At 66.9% G+C, this 20,497-nt stretch carries 17 protein-coding genes; 9 read left to right on the top strand and 8 right to left on the bottom strand.

Annotated features, from left to right (window positions below; translation table 11 throughout):
- Window positions 1-80 precede the first annotated feature (80 nt).
- The 5 genes from AC5Y2S_RS13145 (at window position 81) to AC5Y2S_RS13125 (ending at window position 4,383) form a co-directional block, all read left to right on the top strand.
- Entirely contained in the window at window positions 81-275 is a 195-nt protein-coding gene (locus tag AC5Y2S_RS13145) for a hypothetical protein (RefSeq protein WP_499956580.1), read from the top strand.
- A gap of 309 nt (window positions 276-584) precedes the next feature.
- Window positions 585-1,622 (top strand): sulfate ABC transporter substrate-binding protein, encoded by a 1,038-nt coding sequence (locus AC5Y2S_RS13140; protein WP_499956579.1) that lies wholly within the window; start codon window positions 585-587, stop codon window positions 1,620-1,622.
- Window positions 1,619-2,458 carry a sulfate ABC transporter permease subunit CysT gene (gene cysT / locus AC5Y2S_RS13135; RefSeq protein WP_499956578.1) on the top strand — a complete coding sequence of 280 codons (840 nt, stop codon included), beginning with the start codon at window positions 1,619-1,621 and terminating at the stop codon, window positions 2,456-2,458. Before AC5Y2S_RS13140 ends, cysT begins: the two co-directional genes overlap by 4 nt.
- Complete coding sequence (gene cysW / locus AC5Y2S_RS13130) at window positions 2,458-3,273, top strand: sulfate ABC transporter permease subunit CysW (RefSeq protein ID WP_499956577.1); 816 nt, start codon at window positions 2,458-2,460, stop codon at window positions 3,271-3,273. The genes cysT and cysW overlap by 1 nt, the downstream gene beginning before the upstream one ends.
- 21 nt (window positions 3,274-3,294) lie before the next feature.
- The gene (locus tag AC5Y2S_RS13125) at window positions 3,295-4,383 is read left to right on the top strand and encodes a sulfate/molybdate ABC transporter ATP-binding protein (RefSeq protein WP_499956576.1); all 1,089 of its coding nucleotides are present in this window, start codon (window positions 3,295-3,297) and stop codon (window positions 4,381-4,383) included.
- A gap of 17 nt (window positions 4,384-4,400) precedes the next feature.
- Here the strand turns inward: AC5Y2S_RS13125 and AC5Y2S_RS13120 are convergent, their stop codons facing one another.
- Window positions 4,401-6,347 carry a gamma-glutamyltransferase family protein gene (locus AC5Y2S_RS13120; RefSeq protein ID WP_499956575.1) on the bottom strand — a complete coding sequence of 649 codons (1,947 nt, stop codon included), beginning with the start codon at window positions 6,345-6,347 and terminating at the stop codon, window positions 4,401-4,403.
- Window positions 6,348-6,452: 105 nt separating this feature from the next.
- On the opposite strand from AC5Y2S_RS13120, the gene AC5Y2S_RS13115 reads away from it, so the two are divergent.
- On the top strand, window positions 6,453-7,661 hold the full coding sequence (locus AC5Y2S_RS13115) for a Fic family protein (protein WP_499956574.1): 1,209 nt from the start codon (window positions 6,453-6,455) through the stop codon (window positions 7,659-7,661).
- A gap of 35 nt (window positions 7,662-7,696) precedes the next feature.
- Here AC5Y2S_RS13115 and AC5Y2S_RS13110 read toward each other — a convergent pair whose 3' ends face one another.
- The 4 genes from AC5Y2S_RS13110 to AC5Y2S_RS13095 all read right to left on the bottom strand — a co-directional run bounded on the left by AC5Y2S_RS13110 (window position 7,697) and on the right by AC5Y2S_RS13095 (window position 11,132).
- The gene (locus AC5Y2S_RS13110; RefSeq protein ID WP_499956573.1) at window positions 7,697-8,428 is read right to left on the bottom strand and encodes a sirohydrochlorin chelatase; all 732 of its coding nucleotides are present in this window, start codon (window positions 8,426-8,428) and stop codon (window positions 7,697-7,699) included.
- 67 nt (window positions 8,429-8,495) lie between these two features.
- On the bottom strand, window positions 8,496-9,239 hold the full coding sequence (locus AC5Y2S_RS13105) for a phosphoadenylyl-sulfate reductase (RefSeq protein WP_499956572.1): 744 nt from the start codon (window positions 9,237-9,239) through the stop codon (window positions 8,496-8,498).
- The gene (locus AC5Y2S_RS13100; protein ID WP_499956571.1) at window positions 9,236-10,915 is read right to left on the bottom strand and encodes a nitrite/sulfite reductase; all 1,680 of its coding nucleotides are present in this window, start codon (window positions 10,913-10,915) and stop codon (window positions 9,236-9,238) included. Before AC5Y2S_RS13100 ends, AC5Y2S_RS13105 begins: the two co-directional genes overlap by 4 nt.
- 109 nt (window positions 10,916-11,024) lie before the next feature.
- Entirely contained in the window at window positions 11,025-11,132 is a 108-nt protein-coding gene (locus AC5Y2S_RS13095; RefSeq protein WP_499907519.1) for an Ms4527A family Cys-rich leader peptide, read from the bottom strand.
- Window positions 11,133-11,341: 209 nt separating this feature from the next.
- Between AC5Y2S_RS13095 and hemW the strand changes: the two genes are divergently transcribed.
- A complete protein-coding gene (gene hemW / locus AC5Y2S_RS13090) occupies window positions 11,342-12,514 on the top strand; it encodes a radical SAM family heme chaperone HemW (protein ID WP_499956570.1) in 1,173 nt (390 codons plus the stop codon).
- 14 nt (window positions 12,515-12,528) lie between these two features.
- Here the strand turns inward: hemW and AC5Y2S_RS13085 are convergent, their stop codons facing one another.
- Both AC5Y2S_RS13085 and AC5Y2S_RS13080 read right to left on the bottom strand, forming a co-directional pair.
- A complete protein-coding gene (locus tag AC5Y2S_RS13085) occupies window positions 12,529-14,352 on the bottom strand; it encodes a SulP family inorganic anion transporter (RefSeq protein WP_499956569.1) in 1,824 nt (607 codons plus the stop codon).
- A 344-nt stretch (window positions 14,353-14,696) separates the two neighbouring features.
- The gene (locus AC5Y2S_RS13080; protein WP_499957037.1) at window positions 14,697-15,932 is read right to left on the bottom strand and encodes a sodium-dependent bicarbonate transport family permease; all 1,236 of its coding nucleotides are present in this window, start codon (window positions 15,930-15,932) and stop codon (window positions 14,697-14,699) included.
- 355 nt (window positions 15,933-16,287) lie between these two features.
- Between AC5Y2S_RS13080 and AC5Y2S_RS13075 the strand changes: the two genes are divergently transcribed.
- Both AC5Y2S_RS13075 and AC5Y2S_RS13070 read left to right on the top strand, forming a co-directional pair.
- Entirely contained in the window at window positions 16,288-17,637 is a 1,350-nt protein-coding gene (locus tag AC5Y2S_RS13075; RefSeq protein ID WP_499956568.1) for a salicylate synthase, read from the top strand.
- A gap of 178 nt (window positions 17,638-17,815) precedes the next feature.
- Window positions 17,816-18,832, top strand: a complete 1,017-nt coding sequence (locus tag AC5Y2S_RS13070; RefSeq protein WP_499956567.1) for an acyl-ACP desaturase — start codon at window positions 17,816-17,818, stop codon at window positions 18,830-18,832.
- 20 nt (window positions 18,833-18,852) lie between these two features.
- On the opposite strand, the gene AC5Y2S_RS13065 is transcribed toward AC5Y2S_RS13070, so the two are convergent.
- Entirely contained in the window at window positions 18,853-20,496 is a 1,644-nt protein-coding gene (locus AC5Y2S_RS13065; protein ID WP_499956566.1) for a (2,3-dihydroxybenzoyl)adenylate synthase, read from the bottom strand.
- Window position 20,497 lies beyond the last annotated feature (1 nt).

Genomic DNA, 20,497 nt, shown 5'->3' with positions numbered 1-20,497 from the left:
TTGGGTGTCGGGGTCCACCCGCCGCGCGTGGCGTGCCCGGCCAATTGGTTTCGGGTGGCGCGGCGAATAGTGTGAGCCGGGTGGGCGGGTTCCTGAATTGGTGGGACGGCAACGAGCTGTGGCTCTCGGGCCTCGCGTTTGTGCTGCAAGCCATGATCGTGATGCCCGTCGTTTTGGCGGTGGCTTACGTCGCGGCCGGACTGCTGGACCGCCTGCTCGGAAGGGGCATCAAGTTGATGCGCCGCCTTCGGCACGCCGATGGGGCGCCCGGGTAACGCGCATGCCTCGATCGCACGTGACGTTGATTCTGGTCACGCTGGTGGTGCTGGTGATCGTCACATGGCTAGCGACGCACTGACGCTGAAGCCGGCGCGCGGTGGCGGCCCGGCGAATTCCTGTTAGGCTTCGCGACATGCACATGGCAACCGGCGTCGTGGAATGCGCCGTCGTTGTGCACTGTTGTCGCTGACTCCCACCCGTGCGCGGTTTGGTAGGAGTCGTCGACTCTCCTGAAGTCGTATCGCCTTTCCGCTACAACGGGATCCCGAAAGTCGTCCCGCTTGAACAGCAATGAAAGGCCACCAATGCTCACCGACATCGGCAGCCCCGCGCGCTGGCGGCCTGTCGCCTTACTCGCGTTGATCGTCGGTGTCGTCGCCGCGTGCCAGGGCGGCCCCAGTGACGTCGTTGGCGGCAGCGGCCCCAGCAACGCGCATGCGAGTCTCACCCTGGTCGCCTATTCCGCCCCCGAACCCGGTTGGAGCAAGGTGATTCCCGCCTTCAACGCCTCCGATGAGGGCAAGGGCATCCAGGTGATCACCTCGTACGGTGCCTCCGGCGACCAGTCCCGCGGCGTGGCCGAGGGCAAGCCGGCCGATCTCGTCAACTTCTCGGTCGAGCCCGACGTCACCCGGTTGGTCAAGGCGGGCAAGGTTTCCAAGGACTGGAACACCGACGCCACCAAGGGAATCCCGTTCGGGTCGGTGGTCTCGCTGGTGGTGCGCAAGGGCAATCCGAAGAACATCAAGGACTGGGATGACCTGCTGCGGCCCGGCATCGAGGTCATCACGCCGAGCCCGCTGAGTTCGGGGTCGGCCAAATGGAATTTGCTCGCCCCGTACGCCGTCAAGAGTGAGGGCGGCGCCAACGGTCAGGCCGGCATCGACTTCATCCATAAGTTGGTGAGCCAACACGTGAAACTGCGCCCCGGCTCGGGCCGGGAAGCCACCGACGTCTTCGTCCAGGGCAGCGGTGATGTGTTGATCAGCTACGAGAACGAGGCCATCGCGACCGAGCGGGCGGGCAAGCCGGTCGAGCACGTCAACCCGCCGCAGACGTTCAAGATCGAGAACCCGTTGGCGGTGGTGACCACCAGCCCGCACCTGGACGCCGCCGTCGCGTTCAAGAACTTCCAATACACCGCGGCGGCGCAGAAGGTGTGGGCCCAGGCGGGCTTCCGGCCGGTCGACCCCGCCGTCGCCGCCGATTTCCGGGACCAGTTCCCCGCGCCGGCGAAGCTGTGGACGATCGCCCAACTCGGCGGCTGGGGCACGGTGGACCCGCAGCTTTTCGACAAGAACACCGGCAGCATCACCAAGATCTACACGAAGGCCACCGGATGACGGCCACCGTTACGCCGGGTGCCGACCGGGTCACCTGGCCCCCCCGCGGAGCGGGCACCACATCGTTGCGGGTCGGCGTGGCGACGCTGTGGCTGTCGGTGATCGTGCTGCTGCCGCTGGCGGCCATCGCGTGGCAGGCCGCCGGCGGCGGCTGGCACGCGTTCTGGCTCGCCGTCACGTCGAACGCCGCGTTGGAATCGTTCCGGGTGACGCTCACCATCTCCACCGGCGTGACGGTGGTCAACCTGATCTTCGGGCTGTTGATCGCGTGGATGCTGGTGCGCGACGACTTCCTCGGCAAGCGGCTCGTCGACGCCATCATCGACCTGCCGTTCGCGCTGCCGACCATCGTCGCCAGCCTGGTGATGCTGGCCCTGTACGGGAACAACAGCCCGGTGGGGCTGCACCTGCAGCACACCGCGTGGGGCGTGGCGGTGGCGCTGGCCTTCGTCACGCTGCCGTTCGTGGTGCGCGCCGTCCAGCCGGTGCTGCTGGAGATCGATCGAGAGACCGAGGAGGCGGCCGCGTCGCTAGGAGCCAGTGGCCCGAAGATCTTCACCTCGGTCGTGCTGCCGTCGCTGACCCCGGCCCTGTTATCCGGTGCGGGCCTGGCGTTCTCGCGAGCGATCGGCGAATTCGGTTCGGTGGTGCTGATCGGCGGCGCGGTGCCGGGCAAGACCGAAGTGTCCTCCCAGTGGATACGCACGCTGATCGAGAACGACGACCGCACCGGTGCCGCTGCGATATCCATTGTGCTGCTCGCTATTTCCTTCGTCGTGCTGTTCGTCCTGCGGCTCGTGGGCGGGCGCGCGGCCAAACGCGAGGAGGTGGGTTGATGACGGCGTCGTCGACGAGGTCTCGCTACCTCATCCGATTCCTCGGGCTCGCGTACATCTTGGTGTTGCTCGTCGTTCCCGTGTCGCTGATCCTGTGGCGGACGTTTCGGCCCGGGATCGGTCAGTTCTTCGACTGGGTGAGCACGCCGGCGGCGGTGTCTGCGCTGAATCTGACGCTGCTGGTGGTGGCCATCGTGGTGCCGCTCAACGTGGTTTTCGGGATTCCGACCGCGCTGGTGCTGGCGCGCAACCGGTTTCGCGGTAAGGGCGTGCTGCAGGCGGTCATCGACCTGCCGTTCGCGGTCTCGCCCGTGATCGTCGGTGTGGCGTTGATCCTGCTGTGGGGGGCGGGCGGCGCCTTCGGGTTCGTCGAAAACAACCTCGGCCTCAAGATCATTTTCGGACTGCCGGGCATCGTACTGGCCAGCATCTTCGTCACGCTGCCGTTCGTGGTTCGCGAGGTGGAGCCGGTGCTGCACGAGTTGGGAACCGACCAGGAGGAGGCGGCGGCTACCCTGGGTTCGAGTTGGTGGCAGACGTTTTGGCGGATCACGCTGCCGTCCATCCGGTGGGGACTGACCTACGGCATCGTGCTGACCGTCGCACGCACGCTTGGCGAATTCGGCGCGGTGATCATCGTGTCGTCCAACCTGCCGGGGAAGTCGCAAACGCTGACGCTGCTGGTCGCGGACCGGTACAACCGCGGGGCCGAATACGGCGCCTACGCGCTGTCGACGTTGTTGATGGGTGTGGCCGTGTTGGTCCTGATCTTCCAGCTGGTGCTCGACGTCCGCCGGGCACGAGCGACCAAGTAAGCCGGACAAGGAGACTCGCAGATGACAGACAACCCGACCGAGCGCCGCGAGCCGGCAATCATCGTGCGGGACGCCTACAAGCGTTATGGCGATTTTGTGGCGTTGGATCATGTGGATTTCGTGGTGCCCAAGGGGTCGTTGACGGCGTTGTTGGGTCCCAGTGGGTCGGGTAAGTCGACCCTGTTGCGGGCCATCGCGGGGCTGGATCACCCGGATCGGGGCAGTGTCACGATCAACGGTCGCGATGTCACCGGGGTCTCGCCGCAGCGGCGCGGCATCGGGTTCGTGTTTCAGCATTACGCGGCGTTTAAGCACCTGACGGTTCGCGACAATGTCGCGTACGGGCTCAAGATCCGCAAGCGGCCCAAGGCGGAGATCAAACAGAAGGTGGACAACCTGTTGGAGGTGGTGGGGCTGAGTGGCTTTCAGACCCGCTATCCCAATCAGCTGTCCGGTGGTCAGCGCCAGCGCATGGCGCTGGCGCGCGCGCTGGCGGTCGATCCGCAGGTGTTGTTGCTCGACGAGCCATTCGGGGCGCTGGATGCCAAGGTGCGCGAGGATTTGCGGGCGTGGTTGCGCCGCCTGCATGACGATGTGCACGTGACCACGGTGTTGGTGACCCACGATCAGCAGGAGGCGCTGGATGTGGCCGATCGGATCGCGGTGCTCAACAAGGGGCGCATCGAGCAGGTCGGTTCGCCCACCGACGTCTATGACTCCCCGGCGAGTTCGTTCGTGATGTCCTTCCTCGGTGCGGTGTCCGAACTCAACGGCGCGCTGGTGCGCCCGCATGACATACGGGTGGGCCGCAAGCCCGACATGGCGGTGGCTACCGCCGATGCCACGGCCGAGTCCATCGGCGTGGTGCGCGCGACCGTCGATCGGGTGGTCGCGCTGGGCTTCGAAGTCCGCGTCGAACTGACCAGCGCGGCCACCGGGGGCCCGTTTACCGCCCAGATCACCCGCGGCGACGCCGAGGCACTCGCGCTACGCGACGGCGACACCGTCTACGTGCGCGCCACCCGAGTGCCACCCCTCCCGAGCGACGTGGTTCCCCGTGGCGGAGCGGGCGACACGGACGAGGACCAGAGCACGCTGACGTCGGCCTGAGTCACGCGGAGCCCGCGTCATCCGTTGTCGCCCATGACCGCACCCTCGCGGCGCGGGTCGGCGCCGCCGGTCCAGATCGATGAGCTGCGGGTGATCGCCGACAGCCCGCTGGACTGGTCGGCCAGGTTGACCTGGTGCCCCAGCGCGCGCAGGCCAGTCACCAGCGGGTCATGGTCGCCGTTGTCGGAGGTGTTGATCTCGGGGTCCTCGCCGCCGACGTTGGTCGGTGGTGAGTTCTGCGCACCGAAATCGACCAGCGAGACGGCCTGCTGCGGGTCCAGGTCCCAATCCAGCATCGCCACAAGCGTTTTCACGACGAACTGGATGATCGTCGAACCGCCGGGCGATCCCGTCACCGCGTTCAGCGCGCCGCGTCCCGCCGGCGAGGAATCGAACACCAGCGTCGGCGCCATCGAGCTTCGCGGCCGTTTGCCGGGCTGCACGCGGTTGGCGACGGGCGATCCGTCGGCCGCACGGGGGTCGGCGGCGAAATCGGTGAGCTGATTGTTCAGCACGAACCCGTCGACCAGGTGGAACGAACCGAACGTCGCCTCTACGGTCGTCGTGAAAGCGGCCGCGTTGCCGTAGGAGTCGATGACGCTGACGTGGCTGGTGCCGTGCTCGGTCCCGGGCGGTGCGACGTCGGTGGGTGTGCCGAAGTCTCCCGGTTTGGCGGTTCCCATGCTGCGCTGCGGTGAAATCAGCGCGGCGCGTCCGGCCAGATAGCCCGGGTCGATCAGCGCAGCGAGGGAACCGCCGGGCATTCCGACGAAATCGGGGTCCGCGACGTACTTGTCGCGGTCGGCGTAGGCCAGCCGCTCGGCTTCGGAGACCAGGTGAACGCCCATCACGCTCGGGCGGCCGCCGTTGAGGTCCACGTTGGTGGGCGGATACTGGCCCATCGGGAAATGCTCCAGGATTCCCAGCGTGGCGGCCACCGTGACGCCGCCGGACGACGGCGCCGGCATGCCGCAGATCTGCCGGCCGCGATACGTCACGCAGAGCGGGTCGCGCCGCTTGGCGACGTAGCCCGCCAGGTCCTCCTCGGTGATCAGGCTCGGCGTGCGGCCGTCCGAGGTGTCGCGCGCCGCCGCGACGATGTCGTGGGCGACGTCGCCGGTGTAGAAGGCGTTGGCGCCCGCGGAGGCGATGGCGGACAGGGTCTTCGAGTACGCGGGGTTGGTCAGCCGCGTCCCCGAAGCCTTGGGGACGCCGTCCGGGTTGAGCAGGTATCCGCGCGCCCGCGGGTCGACGCGCAGTGCTGCCGCCGAGTCGGCGATGGCGGCGGCCATGCGGGGGCTGATCTCGAATCCGTTGTCCGCCAACGCCGTCGCGGGGGCGAAGAGATCGCGCCAGGGCAGGTGCCCGTGGTCGTTGTGCACGAGTTCGAGCAGCCGCGGAATGCCCGGGACCCCGATCGATCGTCCGGAGGCTCGCGCGTCGGGCATGGGCGCGCCGTGGTCGGCATCGCTGACCCAGCGCAGGTAGTTCTCGCTTGCCGCCGCGGGTGCCACCTCGCGGCCGTCGTAGGCCTGAACGGAACCGGCGCGGGCGTCGTAATACAGCGCGAATCCGCCGCCGCCGAGCCCCGACGACTGCGGTTCGACCAACCCCAGCACCGCCTGGGCGGCAACGATGGCGTCGGCGGCCGTGCCGCCGTCGCGCAACACCCGGCATGCCGCCTGGGTCGACAGCGGGTTGGCGGTGGCCACGGCGTAGTGCGCCGTTCGCACGACGGTCATGTCGCGGCGGTAGCCGGTCGCGTTCTCGGGGTTCGTCGTGATGCCTGCCGAAACCGAAGGCGCCGAAGGCTTTTGGGGAACCGGCGTGCCGTTGGGCACGATCTCGCAAGGACCCGCCGTGGTGGGCGCAGCCGCGTGCCTGCCGCCGCCACACCCGGCCAGCCCCACCACCAGCGCAGCCAGCAAAGCCCCAATCGAGCGGGTGTTCAAGCCACGAAGCATACTGGACCAATTCGGCCCTCCACGATGCGCGCCGGGGCGACGCAACTGATAATAACGGAAGGCTTATTATCATTTAGCGATCTAAGTGATGATAACATGGGGTCCATGTCATCAGTTAGTTCGGGCACGGCAGTGGGATACGAAACACTTATCTGGGGTACCCCCGCCGAGGCGGGCTACCAGCGTTCCGACCTGCGCGCCGCCCAGCGCCAGTCCGGTGAGTATCAGGCCGCCATCCCTGCCGAGATTGCCAACCTCAACGTTTGCCTGCCGCCTGAGGTTCTCGCCGACGCCGAGGAGGCCGGTCAGGAGATCGCGCGGTTCGACACAGAACTCGGGGGCGAGATTGCCCCATTCGCCTCCGTGCTGCTCCGGACCGAATCAGCAGCCAGCTCTAAAATCGAGAACTTGACAGCATCCGCGCGCGCGATCGCCGAAGCCGAAACGCTGGGAAATTCCAAGCGCCGCAACGCTTCGATGATCGTCGCCAACACCAAGGCAATGCAAGCGGCCATCGACCTAGCCGATCAGATCAGCGGCGAGGCCATTCTCGCCATGCATTACGCGCTGATGCACGAGAGTGAACCGAGCATCGCCGGCAACTGGCGCACCGAGCAGGTGTGGGTCGGCGGAGGCAACTTCGGCCCGCGCGGCGCCGATTTCATTGCGCCGCACCAGGACCGTGTCCCTGGTGCCATTGATGATCTGATCCGATTTGCCAAGCGCAGTGGTATAGCGATCCTTCCGCAAATCGCAATTGCGCATGCACAATTCGAAACCATCCACCCGTTCCCCGACGGCAACGGGCGGACCGGCAGAGTCTTGGTCCAGTCGCTGTTGCGCAACAAGCGGTTAGTTCGTCAGGTCACGGTCCCGGTGTCGGCGGGCCTGCTGGTGGACACCAATGCGTACTTCCAGGCGTTAACCGCTTATCGCGGAGGCGATCCTGCCCCGATAGTCGAGAAAATGTCGGAGGCATCGATCCTGGCTGTCGTCAATGGTCGACACCTGGTGGATGATCTGCAAACGATCAGAGGGCGGTGGGAATCGAAGATCACCGCCCGCCGGAACTCGGCCGTGCACCGGGTGGCGGACCTGCTCATCAAACGCCCAGTGATCAACGCCCAACTGGTCAGCGCTCAACTGAACATCGCGATCAGCAACGTCTACCGATACTTGGACCCGCTTGCTGAGGCCAAGATAATCGTCGAGTTCACCGACCAGGCCCGTAATCGGGCCTGGCGCGCACCCGAAGTTCTCGGCGCGCTAGACGCCTTCGCGGAGCGCGCCGGCCGTCGAGCGCTGCTCTCGTGACCTTGGCGAGGCAGCGTGCCTCGTCGAGTCAAGTCTTAGGCGGCGATCCGGTCCGCCCGAGCCTTGCGGGCCTGGTCGAAGCGATCCAGCACCGTCTCGGCCACCAGCCGGTGCGTGCCCAACGGTTCCGCCAACTCGATGCCGGCATAGTCGGCGAACCTCCGCACCCGGTCCGGCAGCACCCCCGGCGCCAGGAACCACGGGGCGATGACCACCCGTCGGGCGCCCTGCCGCCGCAACCGGCCGGCGGCCTCGGCCAGCGACGGTTGCGGACGGGTCACGAACGCCGTCGTCGCCCCCGCCCAGCTCGTGCCCGCCAGCAGGCGGGGCGCCACCTGCCGAGTCCGCGCGTTGGCGATCGGGTCGGACGACCCGATCGCCGCCACAAGCACGCCGACCCGCTCGTCGTGCCGGGAGACGCCCAAGTCCGTAACCCGCTGCCGCAGCAGCGAGATCAGCCGTGGATCCTCGCCCAGCACGTCGGCCTGGGCGACGTCGACACGTGAGTCGGCGATCTGGGCCGGGATGTCGATGCGGGCGTGGTAGGCGTCGGCCAGCAGCAACGGGGTGACCACCGCCTCGCCCGGCAGGCCGCCGAGCACGTCGGCCAGGCTGGGGGCGTTCAGCTCGCAAAAGGCCAGCCGCACGTCCAGGCCGGGCCGCAGGCGCGCCACCCGGTGTGCGACGGCCCGCGCGTTGGCGGCCGAGCGTGGATCCTCGCTGCCATGCGCGGTGAGGACCAAGGTCATGGCGCCGCTTCTCCTCATCGCTTCGTCCCCCTCGCCGCTTCGCGGCTGGGGCCGCCCCCACTGCATCGTCGCCGGCGCAGGCCGGTCATGACGCGTGCAACCCGCATTCCGTCTTGGCGTGCCCCTGCCAGCGCCCGCTGCGCGGGTCGGCGCCCTCGGCCGGCTTGGCGGTGCAGGGGGCGCAACCGATCGACGGATAGCCGTCGTAGACAAGGGGATTGACCAGCACGTCATGCTCGTCGATGTAGTTCTGCATGTCGTCGTCGGTCCACGTCGCGAGCGGGTTGATCTTCACCAGCTTGTAACCCTCGTCGAAGCTGATCACCGGCGCGTTGGCCCGGGTCGGTGAGTCGCTGCGGCGCAGCCCGGTCACCCACGCCGAGTAACCGCGCAGGGCCTTACCGAGCGGCGCCACTTTGCGCAGCCGGCAGCACTCGCCCGGGTCGCGCGCGAACAGGTCCTTGCCCAGCAGCCTGTCCTGCTCGGCCACGGTGTGCTCGGGCGTGACGTTGACCACCCGGATGTCGTAGACCGACTCGATGGCGTCCCGGGTTCCGATTGTCTCCACGAAGTGGTAGCCGGTGTCCAGGAACATCACCGGCACGCCCGGGCGCACCTTGGCGGCCAGATCGATCAGCACGGCCTCCTGCATGCTGGACGCCACGACGTAGTTGCACGTCGCCCAGCCGCGCGGCCCGTTGACACCACCGAAGTTCTCGTCGGTCCAGCGCAGCAGCTCGGTGGCGCTGGCGCCCTCGAGTTCGGCGGCGCCCCGCGCCGCCAACTGCCGCAGTTGGGCTTCCGTCGGAATCGTCAGTTCTCCGTTCAACGCAAATCGCCTTCCTCGGCGCGAACGACCCACTGCGCGAATCGCTCACCGTCGCTTCGGTGCTTGATGAAGTTGCGTACCACTCGCTCGATGTAGTCGCCCAGCTCATCGCTGGTGACCTTGTGCTGACGCAGTTTTCGGCCGAAACCGCTGTCCAGGCCGAGGCTGCCGCCCAGATGCACCTGGAAGCCCTCGACCGAGTTGCCGTCACCGTCGTCGACCATCTGACCCTTGAAGCCGATGTCGGCGACTTGAATCCGCGCGCAGGAGTTGGGGCAGCCGTTGATGTTGACCGTGACCGGCACGTCCAGGGCGGCGTTGAGGTCCTCCAGCCGACGCTCTAACTCGGGAACCAAATCCTGTGCGCGGCCGCGGGTTTCGGCGAACGAGAGCTTACAGAATTCGATCCCGGTGCAGGCCATGAGGTTTCGGCGCCAGTGCGACGGGCGTGACCGAAGGCCCAGCGCCTCGACGCCGGCGATGAGCTCGTCGAGCTGGTCGTCGGGGACGTCGAGGATGATCAGCTTCTGGTAGGGGGTGAACCGGATGCGGTCCGAACCGGCCCGCTCGGCCAGGTCGGCGACCGCCGAAAGGATGGTGCCCGACACCCGCCCGGCGATCGGGGCGACCCCGACGGCGTTGAGTCCGTTCTTGAGCCGCTGCACTCCGACGTGATCGATCGGGTGCGGGACCGGCTCGAGGGCCGGGCCGTCGATCAGGGGGCGCTTGAGGTATTCGGTCTCGAGAACCTCCCTGAACTTTTCGATGCCCCAGTCCTTGATCAGGAACTTCAGCCGCGCCTTGGCCCGCAGCCGCCGGTAGCCGTAGTCGCGGAAGATCGAGGTCACCGCGGCCCACACCTCGGGCACCTGGTCCAGCGGAACCCACGCGCCGACCCGCTGGGCCAGCATCGGGTTCGTGGACAGGCCGCCGCCCACCCACAGGTCCAGGCCGGGGCCGTGCTCGGGATGGTTGACGCCGATGAACGCGATGTCGTTGATCTCGTGAGCGACATCCTGCAGGCCGGAGATGGCGGTCTTGTACTTGCGGGGCAGGTCGGCGAAGTCCGGCTTGCCGATGTAGCGGCGCACGATCTCGTCGATCGCCCAGGTCGGGTCGATCACCTCGTCGAGGGACTCGCCGGCCAGCGGCGAGCCCAGGATCACGCGCGGGCAGTCGCCACACGCCTCGGTGGTCTGCAGCCCGACCTCGTCCAGCCGGCGCCAGATCTCGGGGACGTTTTCCACCTCGATCCAGTGCAGCTGCACGTTCTGCCGGTCGGAGATGTCGGCGGTGTCCCGGCCGAATTCGGTCGAAATTTGCCCAATGGTCCGCAGGGCGGCCGCCGAAACCGCGCCCCCGTCGCAGCGCACCCGCATCATGAAGTACTTGGCTTCGAGCAACTCAGCGTTCTCGTCGCCGGTGAACGACCCGTCGTAGCCCTGCTCGCGCTGGGTGTAGAGGCCCCACCAGCGGAAGCGACCCCGCAGGTCGGTTTTCTCGATGCTGTCGAATCCGGCTTTGGCGTAGACGTTTTCGATGCGTTCGCGCACATCGAGCGGGGCGCCGGCCTGTTTCATCTCTTCGTTGGGATTGAGCGGCTCGCGATCTCCGAGCGCCCACTGGCCCTCACTCCGGGCCTTGTTCTGGGCCCTGGCGGGACGGGCTGTGGTCATCGGATCTCCTTCGCGAACATCGCAGGCTTGGACGCGCAGCACACCGCTTTTATTTCGGCTGCGCAGATCCGGCAGCCAGCTGAGTTACAGGTGGGGCGGGTCTACGGCATCAAGGCAGACAGCGACAACAACAGCTGCAAACGCGCTTGAGATCAATGTGCCGCCGAGCCACGAGGGCGATACGCAGGCTGCGGTTGGCGACGGTCACGCCAGCCATTGTGCCATGGCCTGCGTTGGGCTTTGTCATCAGGTCATATTTTTCCTCACGCTGACCCAAAGTACGGAGCGTCCCTGGACGCCCGGGCATACGCAGCCGCGAATCGCCTGGGAATGGTCGCGCCGTGATCGGTCGCCCCGTTACCCCGGGTGACCTGCCTCGATCCATCTCCCTGGCCGCCGCGGGCTGGCGCCGTGGGAAAATTCGGCATGACCCTTCGCGAGGCCACCGTGGAGCTGCCCGCACTGCGGCCCAACCCCGGGCAGCCGTTCGGGTTGTACGTGCACGTCCCGTTCTGCATAACCCGCTGCGGATATTGCGACTTCAACACCTACACCCCGGCCGAGCTGGGCGGCGTCAACCCCGACGCCTGGCTGGAGGCGCTGGGAACGGAGCTGCGGCTGGCGGCCGCGCGGCTGGGCGGACCGCCCGTGAGCACCGTGTTCGTCGGTGGCGGCACGCCTTCGCTGCTGGGTGGCGTGCGCGTCGCCAAGCTGCTGGACATGGTGCGGGACAACTTTGCTCTCGCGCCGGATGCCGAGGTCACCACCGAGGCCAACCCGGAGTCGGCCTGGCCGGACTTTTTCGCGGCGATCCGCGCGGCGGGGTTCACCCGGGTGTCGCTCGGCATGCAATCGGTGTCGCCGCGGGTGCTCGGCGTCCTCGATCGGATCCACACACCGAACCGGTCGGCCGCCGCGGCCCGCGAGGCGCTGGCCGAGGGTTTCGAGCACGTCAGCCTCGACCTGATCTACGGGACGCCGGGGGAGTCCGACGACGACCTGCTGCGCTCCGTCGACACCGCGATCGACACCGGCGTCGACCATGTGTCCGCGTACGCCCTGGTCGTCGAGGAGGGCACCGCGCTGGCGCGGCGGGTGCGGCGCGGGGAGCTGGCGGCTCCCGACGACGACGTGCTGGCGCACCGCTACGAATTGGTCGACGCCCGGCTCTCCGGGGCCGGGCTGTCGTGGTACGAGGTCTCCAACTGGTGCCGACCCGGCGGTGAGTGCCGGCACAATCTCGGTTACTGGGACGGCGGCCAGTGGTGGGGTGCGGGGCCGGGCGCCCATGGTTATGTCGGCGCGACGCGCTGGTGGAATGTCAAGCACCCCAACGCCTATGCCGAGAAGCTGGCCGCCGGCGAACTGCCGGTCTCCGGTTTCGAGCAGTTGGACACCGACGCGTTGCACACCGAGGAGGTGCTGCTGAAAACCCGGCTGCGTCAAGGGCTTCCGCTGGACCGGTTGAGCGCCGCCGAACGCGGACGCGCCGAAACCTCGGTCGCGGACGGGCTGCTGGTATCCGAGGGCGACAGGCTGGTGCTCACCCCGCGCGGCCGGCTGCTGGCCGACGCGGTGGTGCGCACCCTGCTGGGGTAGTACTCAGTCGGCCGTCAATCCGTGGCCTGAGCGACCCTCAACTCGTGTTCGGCTCGATCCATGGCGGCCACCTTCTCGAGATCGATGATGGCCACCTTGTCGATACTCGTGATGTCGAGATTCGTGACGGCCACCTTGTCGACGGTCGCTATGGCGATCCGCGTGCTCGTCTCATGGCTGGACAGGGACCGCATGTGGTCCCATCCCTCGATCACCAGCCTCGGACTCTGGTCTTCGCCGCTGAACTCCTCCAGGTAATAACGGAGGGACTCACTTGTCGTGTGATCGACCAGAGGCACCCGCGAGCTCAAGTGGAGATACACCGCCCGGGTCCCGTCCGGAAGTTGCCCCAGCTCCCGAATCACGTGGAACAGGTTGAAGCACACCAGGGGACCATCCAAGTAGAGGTGGTACGTACCTTCGTCGACTTCCCGTTCGGACACCGGATTGCGGAAGAGGCTGAGGAAACGCACGGCGAAATTCGGCTTGGCGTCTCCCGGCCCGTTGCTCAGGGTGTGCCAGAGGCCGACGTACCAGAGGTTCAAGACCAACTCCAGGGCGACGCCGACGACGATGCCGATGAGCAGGTCCGTCGTCACAGTCACCAGCAATGTGGTGGCGAAGACGACGAGCTGCTCCGTCCCGATCCGCGCGATCTTGACCCAGAGTCCGGGCTTACACAGCTTGTAGCCGATGAACACCAGGATGGCGCCCAGGACGGCCATCGGGACCATGTCGATCACGTAGCGGCCGAACAGCACGAACGTCAGCAGGAAGCAGGCGTTGTAGAAGTTGGCCCACTGCGTCCGGCCGCCGGCGAGGACGTTCGCCGTGCTCTTGACCATGCCGGGGATGATGGTCAAGCCGCCGAGCATGCTCGATGCGCCGTTGGACATGCCCATGGCCAGCAACGTCTTGTCCGGATCGGACCGGCGACGGAAGGGGTCAATGTTGTCCACGGCCGCGATCGTCGCCAGGGACTCGGTCGCGTCGATCAGGAGCAGGGTGATCACCAGGTAGGCCAGAGGCAACCATATTGCGGCATTGGTGAATGCCTCCCCGAACTGGGGGAAGACGATCCCGTGTTCGAGCGAGTCGGGAATGTTGATCAGATAGTGCTTGTCCAACTTCAGGATGAATGCGCTGACCAGCGTGCCGCCCAGGAACACCCAGACCGGGGGCGGCATGATCTTCAGGAGCCGCCAGGGCGCGACCGCGAGCGCGAACATCGCCGCCAAGCAGCCGATCCCCAGGGCGCAGATCTTGGGACTCATCGCGTGGACATGGCTGGGCACTTCGCCCAGGACCGCCCAGAATTCGTGCGCCTCGAATTTCACCCCCATGAAGAGGGGAATCTGCTTGACGATGATCATCAGACCGATCGCCGCCAGCATGCCGTGGATGGCCGCGGCCGGGAAGATGGCACTCAGGCGCGCCACCTTCAACTTGGCAAGGACCATCTGAAACACGCCCGCGATGGCGATGGCGACCAGGACTAACGGGTATCCCACGGCGAGCAACTGAGATGTGGAGCCCCCGTGGCCCAGGCGGGCATGTCCCAGCGAGATCATGCCGGCGAATAGTGCCGGCGCCAGTCCCGCGGCCGGGCCGCTGATGGTCACATACGAGCCGCCCACGAACGGCAGGATGAAACCGGCGATGATCGCCGACATGATCCCGCAGATCGGCGGCGCTCCCGAAGTCATCGCGATTCCCATAGAGAACGGCAGCGAGATCATGGCTACGGTGAAACCCGACCGAAGGTCGTAGCGCCAGTGTTTGAGACCGGCCAGGCCGTTGCGGGGCTTTTCGGCCGCGACGGTTATCGCTTGTACCACGGTGAGCGCCCTCTCAACAACGGTTCGAACATGCGTGGGTCTAATTCATATGGAACTCATGCAGTTTCCTACCCGCGGCATCTCTGGCGGCCTCAGTTAACGCGTCTTTACGAACAATTGACATCACTTTTACGAGCGGTCGACGCGCGGTGTGGTGTCTCGGAAACATCGTGGAAACATCCCGTCAACCGCGGGGTGTCTTACCATCCGGCCGGCCAAGCGTAGTTAAGGTTTTTCGTCGGTTCGCACGATCCCGGGCGGCGCAGGATTGCATCACAGCCCGGGCACCACAGGCGCGGTGATGCGGGCCCGGTCCTGCGCTCAGCCGTCGGCCCTTCCGAGATTTAGAACCAGTGCGCGATCAGGCGGTTGAGCTCGATGTAGAGCGGGATTCCGATGGTCACGTTGTAGGAAAAGGTCAGACCCAGCGATGCCGCTAGCGGCAGGGTCGGACTGGCCTCGGGGATGGCCAGCCGCTGCACGGCCGGAACGGCGATGTACGACGCCGCGCCGCAGAGCACGGCGAACAACACGTAGGTTCCCGGCTTGAAATCGGCGTGGGTGAGCGATGCGTAGGTGTGGGCGACGATAATCCCCAGCGGCGCAAAGATATTTGGTGCCAAGAGGGCGAATGCGATGAAACCGGGGCCCGCCGTTCGAAGGTCTTTCAACTTGCGGGAGGCCGTCATGCCCATCTCGAGCAGGAACAGACACAGCACGCCTTGGAATGCCATTACGAAGAATTTGTCGTCGTCCGCGACGACCTTCTGTCCCTGCAACCCACTGATAAGCCCGATCGCGATGCCACCGAAGAGGAGGACGAGCCCGGGGTTCAGGAACACCTCCTGCAGGAGTTCACGGGAGAACAGGGGCATCCTCTTGGCCTTGCCTATCGCTGGGCTCTGGTCGGGCTCCCAGTTCGGATGCTCCAGCTTTTCCATTGCGAGCTCCAGCTCCTGCTCGACGGCGCGCTCATGCTCCGCCTCGAGGCTCTGGCCGTGCGGCGGCTTTGCCGCCGTTCCGGGCCCGATGCCGACCTTGACCGGTGGGGTGTACCCGGGCTCGTCCGGCATGTTTCCCGCCGCGTCCATGCCCCGGTGGCGCAGCAGCGCCACGAAGTACAGCGCTACCAGGCAGCCGGGAATCTCCATGACGGCCAGCATGACTGGCATGTAGGGGTTGAACGCGATGCCGACGGCGGCGAGGACGGCCACGCAGGTGGCAAACGTTCCGGCCGAATCCGATCCGTAGTAACCGGCGACCGTTGCACGGTCAACCTTTCTCAGGGAGGTCAGCCAGCCCATCAACGCGTAGGCGATCGCGCCGATCAGGAAGTTCAGCACGAAGCCCAGCACCATGAATCCCACGATGACCCCGATGCTCGAGGCGTTGATCTTGGCGAGCTCCTCACCGCCGTGCCAACCGATGGCCAGCAGCAGATACATCGTCAGGCCCTGATAGATGACGTACGGGAACTCGAACCGCACCTTGAGGATCGGGATCAGGAACCCGAAGTAGAAGAACAACAGCAGCGGCTTGAACAGGTTGTGGGTGAAGTTTTGCCAAAACTCCTGCAGCATTTGGTGCCTCTCTTCAGTGATCAGGTGATCAGGGAAAGCACCGTCCGCAAGGGGGTCACCACGAACATCCCGATGATCGTGCAAAAATTTAGCCCCGCCCTTACGGGGCCCGCCACTCAGAAATCGCCGGGCATCCCGCGTTTAACGTCAGCGAAACGCAATCGCGGATTCTGCCAAAAGCCAGTGGTCACAGCGGTGCTGGTAGGGGCAGGTGTGGGCCGCTCGGCGTGAATCCTCTGTGACTTTTCTGGGGATTGACTGTGGGGATGGGCGTGGCGGCGCCGAGCGGCGCCTTTCGGCCTCCGTAGGGGAGGGGTTGCGCCGCGTTAGATAGGTTAGGCTACATTTACTAACCGTGACCGATGTCAGCGTCGAGACGAGTTCCGCCGGCACCACGTCACCGATTCCGTTGCCTCCCGACACCCACCCGGCCGACCTGGCGGCTCGGCTGGCCGCCACGCTGCCCGAGCACTCGGGCGAGGAGTACCTCCTCTATGAGCGCGACGGGCAATGGGTCCTGGCCAGCGGTGTCCGCGCGATGATCGAGCTGGACAGCGACGAGCTGCGGGTGATCCGCGACGGCACCACGCAGCGGCAACAATGGTCCGCGCGGCCGGGACCCGTGCTGGGTGAAGCCATCGACCGGCTGCTGCTGGAAACCGACCAGCTTTTCGGCTGGGTCGCCTTCGAGTTCGGCGTCTACCGCTACGGGCTGCAGCAGCGCCTGGCGCCGCACACTCCGTTGGCCCGGGTTTTTTGGCCCCGTACCCGCATCGTGGTGAACCGGGAGGCGGTTCATCTTGACGGGGCCGACGTCGCCCACGTCGACGCGGTGCGCGAACTGTTGAGCGACGGCGCCGGGAGCCTGCCGAACGCCCGCTCCATCGACCTGAGCGACGATCCGTCGGGCTACCGCACTCGAGTCGCGGCCGCCGTCCGTGAGATCGCCGAGGGCGAGTACCACAAGGTGATCTTGTCGCGCTGCGTCGAAGTGCCTTTCCCGCTTGACTTCCCGTCCACCTACCGGCTGGGCCGTCGGCACAACACGCCGGTGAGGTCCTTCTTGTTGCGGCTCGGCGGCATGCGCGCCGTGGGCTACAGCCCCGAGCTCGTTGCGGCCGTGCACCACGACGGGACGGTGGTGACCGAGCCGCTGGCCGGGACGCGCGCGCTCGGTCGTGGCGCGGCGCATGACCGTCAGGCCCGGGACGAGCTGGAGTCGAACTCCAAAGAGATTGTCGAACATGCCATCTCGGTACGCAGCTCGCTGCAGGAGGTGACCGAGATCGCCGAGCCGGGGACCTCGGTGGTCAGTGATTTCATGACGGTGCGGGAGCGAGGGAGCGTGCAGCACCTCGGCTCGACGGTCAGCGCCCGCCTGCACGCGTCGAGGGACCGGATGGATGCGCTGGAGGCGCTTTTTCCGGCCGTCACGGCGTCGGGCATCCCGAAGGCGGCCGGCGTCGAGGCCATCCTGCGCCTGGACGAAGGGCCGCGCGGCCTCTATTCCGGTGCGGTCATGATGGTTTCGGCGGACGGCGGCCTGGACGCGGCGCTGACGCTGCGCGCGGCCTACGAATGCGACGGCAGGACGTGGTTGCGCGCCGGCGCGGGCATCATCGAAGAGTCCGAGCCCGAGCGCGAGTTCGAGGAGACCTGCGAAAAGCTGTCGACGCTCGCGCCGTACCTGATCGCCCGGCAATAGCGCCCGACCTGCGGCGGTAAGGCGGATCGCCCTTGCCGCGCCGCAGTTGTGCGGCAGCTCTCCCTCCCATGGGACTTTCGGCCCTATTTCGGCTCCTCCCGGCGTGTCATCTTGGTGTAACTGGCTGACACACGTAAATTCAGTGTTACTGATCGAAACACATAACTGGGAGGGCTCCGTGTCCGATGCCTTGACCAACCTGCAGTTACTTCGCGAGCTCGAACCCGTGGTCGAGAAGCTGCTCGACCGCCACCTGTCGCTGTTCAAGGAATGGAACCCGCACGACTACATTCCGTGGTCGGACGGCAAGAACTTCTACGCGCTGGACGGCCAGGACTGGGAGCCGGGACAGAGCCGGCTGTCCGATGTGGCGCAGGTTGCGATGGTGCAAAACCTGTTGACTGAGGACAATCTGCCGTCGTATCACCGCGAGATCGCGATGAACTTCACCATGGACGGCCCCTGGGGCCAATGGGTGAACCGCTGGACCGCCGAGGAGAACAGGCACAGCACGGCGCTGCGCGACTACCTGGTCGTCACGCGCGCGGTCGACCCGGTCGAGCTGGAGAAGCTTCGCCTGGAGCAAATGACCCGAGGCTTCAGTCCCGGCCAGAACCACCAGGGCGACATGTTCGCTGAGAGCCTCTTCGACTCGGTCATGTACGTGTCGTTTCAGGAGTTGGCCACCCGCGTCTCGCACCGCAACACCGGCAAAGCCGCCAACGACACGATCGCGGAACAGTTGATGGCCCAGGTGTCGCACGACGAGAACCTGCACATGATCTTCTACCGGGACGTCAGCGCCGCCGGTCTGGACATCGCGCCCAACCAGGCGATGCGCTCGGTGCACCGGATCCTGCGCAACTTCAAGATGCCCGGGTTCACCGTGCCGGAGTTTCGGCGCAAGGCAGTGATCATCGCGGTCGGTGGCGTCTACGACCCGCGCATCCATCTCGACGAGGTGGTCATGCCGGTGTTGAAGAAATGGCGGATCTTCGAGCGCGAGGATTTCACCGGCGAGGCCGCGCGCATGCGCGACGATCTCGGGGTGCTGATCAAGGAACTCGAGGTGGCCAGCGACAAATTCGACGAATCCAAGCAGCGCTATCTCGAGCGCGAGGCCCGCAAGACCGAGCGGATCACCGCCAACAAGGTCCTCAAAACCGAAGGGACGCTGACGCTCAGCGGCCGCTGACCGCGGCCGGCGAGAGGCGCTTACTGTCCGCCGAGCTGCCGCGCGATCGCCTTCTTGTCGATCTTGCCGATCGGGGTGGTGGGCAGCGCCGCCATCCCGACCAGCATGTCGGGACGCGCGTGGGCGGCCACGCCGCGCGCGTCGAGGTGGGCGTTGAGCTCGGCGAGGGTCAACGGTTGGTGGGCGAAAACGACTGCGGCGCAGATCTTTTCACCCAGATAAGGGTCGGGCAGCGGAACCGCCGCGGCCGAACGGATCGCGGGATGGCCCAGCATGTGCTCTTCGAGGTCGGCCGCCGCGATCGTCTCCCCGGCGCGGCAGATGACGTCCTTGATCCGGCCGGTGACCACCAGGTAGCCGTCGTCCCTGCGGCGGACGAGATCGCCGCTGCGGTAGAAGCCGTCGGGATCGAAGCAGCGCTCGTTGTCGCGTTCGGCGCGGAAGTAGCCGTTGAGGGTGTACGGCCCGCGCACCAGCAGCTCGCCCTCTTCGCCCGGTGCCACCGGTTGGCCGGCCCCGTCGACGATGCGCAGTTCGTCGGCCGCGCACAGCGGCCGGCCCTGGGTGTTCTCGACGATCTCCGGCGGATCGTCCAGGCGGGTGTAGCTCAACAACCCCTCCGCCATGCCGAACACCTGCTGCACGCCCGGGGTCAGCGTGGCGCGCACCAGGCGCGCCTCGGCCGGCTCCAGTCGCGCCCCACCAATCTGCAGGAGCCGCAACGACTTCGGGGTCACCGGCTCCCACTCACAGGCCTGGGCCCACAGCTTGGCGAGCGCCGGCACCAGGGCCGTCACGGTCACGCGGTGGCGCGCGATGGCGGCAAAGGCGGCCTCCGGGCTGGGATCGGTGCCGAACACCGTCGTGGCGCCGACGGACATGGCGCCCAGCAGGCCGGGGCAGGCCAGCGGGAAGTTGTGGCCCGCGGGCAGCACCGCGAGATAGACGTCGTCCGCGGTGAGCCGGCAGACCTCGGCGCTGGCGGTCGCGTTGAACACGTAGTCGTCGTGGGTGCGGGGGATCAGCTTGGGGGTGCCGGTGGTGCCGCCCGAAACCAGCAGCAGGGCAGGCATTCCCGGGTCGGACGCCGGGGCCGGCGGATCGACGGCGTCCTGTTCGCATAGCCGCGCCCACGCCGTGAACTCCCCGGGGTCGCCGTCGACGATCACATGCCCGAGCGCCGGGTGCTGCTCGACGAGCTCGCGCGCCATCGCCGGGTAGTCGAAACCGTTTGCGGCGCTGGGTATCACGAGAGCCGTCGCCGCGCTGACCGCGGCGAAGTGGCCCAATTCGGCGGCCCGGTGGCCGGGAAGGCACATCACCGGAATCGCCCCGGCCCGCACGAGCCCGAACAGCGCCGCGGCGAACTCGCGGCCGTTCGGCAGCTGCAGCAGGACCCGGTCGCCTGGCGCTACGCCGAGCCGGCGCAGCCCGATCGCCGCGCGGTTGGCCCGCTCGTCGAGTTCGGCGTAGCTGAACCCGGCGTCCGCTCCGGCGTCGATGACGGCGGTCCGGTTCGGCCAGCGCCGCGCCGCGTCGGTGAGGATCGTGTCCAGGGTTCGTCCCGTCCAGTAGCCCGCCGCGCGATAGGCCGCGGCCCGGCCGGCCGGGAACGGCACGAATCCCTCCACGCCCGCCGCAGGCCGCGTTGTGTTCGGGACCATC

Source organism: Mycobacterium sp. NGS69 (genome assembly GCF_059812165.1).
The sequence above is the reverse complement of the archived record's forward strand: the minus strand, read 5'-3'. Positions and strand labels throughout refer to the sequence as shown.